Origin of the sequence: Streptomyces specialis, assembly GCF_001493375.1 — a bacterium.
Taxonomy (GTDB): domain Bacteria; phylum Actinomycetota; class Actinomycetes; order Streptomycetales; family Streptomycetaceae; genus Streptomyces; species Streptomyces specialis.
Genome location: NZ_LN929880.1, coordinates 1 through 1,233 on the forward strand (window position 1 = coordinate 1; position 1,233 = coordinate 1,233).

At 69.6% G+C, this 1,233-nt stretch carries 1 protein-coding gene; it reads left to right on the forward strand.

Annotated features, from left to right (window positions below; genetic code table 11):
- Nucleotides 1-106 precede the first annotated feature (106 nt).
- Nucleotides 107-1,021 (forward strand): alpha/beta hydrolase family protein, encoded by a 915-nt coding sequence (locus BN2279_RS09725; RefSeq protein WP_059008312.1) that lies wholly within the window; start codon nt 107-109, stop codon nt 1,019-1,021.
- Nucleotides 1,022-1,233 lie beyond the last annotated feature (212 nt).

Sequence of the window (1,233 nt, forward strand, 5' to 3'; positions counted from 1 at the left end):
AAACAGCCATCGATGTTTTATTCAGGAAGAAGACGGCATACGCGGTTCCTCCCAGGATCGTGGGCGCGGGGATGTGTATAAGAGACAGCCCCACAGGAGTCCGTACATGCGAAACCGCACCGAGCGCCACGCCCGCGGGACACGGTGGAAGATAGCCCTGAGCGGCCTGCTCGCCGGTGCCGCCCTGTCCGGCGCCGCGTCCCTCCCGGTGGTCTCCGGCACCGCCGCGGCGGTCGAGGCGGCGGAGGAGGAGTACCGGCGCGGACCGGACCCGACCGCGGCGACCCTCCAGGCCGAACAAGGCCCGTTCGCCTACACCACGGTCACCGTGCCCGACCAGCGGACCTTCGACGGCGGAACGATCTACTACCCGACCGACACCAGCCAGGGCACGTTCGGCGCCATCACCATCGCCCCCGGCTACACCGCGTTCCAGAACTCCATCGCCTGGTACGGCCGCACGCTGGCCTCCCACGGGTTCGTCGTCTTCACCATCGACGTGGAGAGCACCTACTTCAACCAGCCCAACGCCCGCGGCGAACAGCTCCTCGACGCGCTGGACTACCTCACCGAGCGCAGCACCGTCCGCGACCGCGTCGATCCCGACCGCCTCGCGGTCGCCGGCCACTCCATGGGCGGCGGCGGCGCCCTGCGCGCGTCCTACCTGCGGCCCGAACTCCAGGCGGCCATCCCGCTGACGCCCTACCACACGTGGAAGAGCTGGTCCAACACCACCGTGCCGACCCTGATCATCGGCGCGGAGAACGACACGGTCACCGAGGTCGACAGGCACGCCGAGCGGTTCTACGCCAGCCACGGCGCGGACGAACTCGCCTACCTGGAACTGAACGACGGCACCCACACCACCCCCAACCGCTTCAACGCCACCATCGCCGAGTACACCGTGGCGTGGCTCAAGCTCTACGTCGACAACGACACCCGCTACGAGCAGTTCCTGTGCCCGGCACCCCAACCCAGCACCGCCATCGAGGAGTACCGCAGCACCAACTGCGCCGCCTGACCCCCACTCACGCCCACCCCCGGCCCGGACGCCCCAGCACGCCGCGTCCGGGCCGTGGGTTGGCGGGGATGGGGGGCAGGCGGCGCAGTTTGTGCTGCGGTACTCGTCGATGGCGGTGTTGGGGTGGGGGGCCGGGCGCAGGTACTGCTCGTAGCCTGGGTCGTTTTCGACGTAGTGGTCTGGACGCGCGCCGGCGCGCTTGGCGGTCGAGG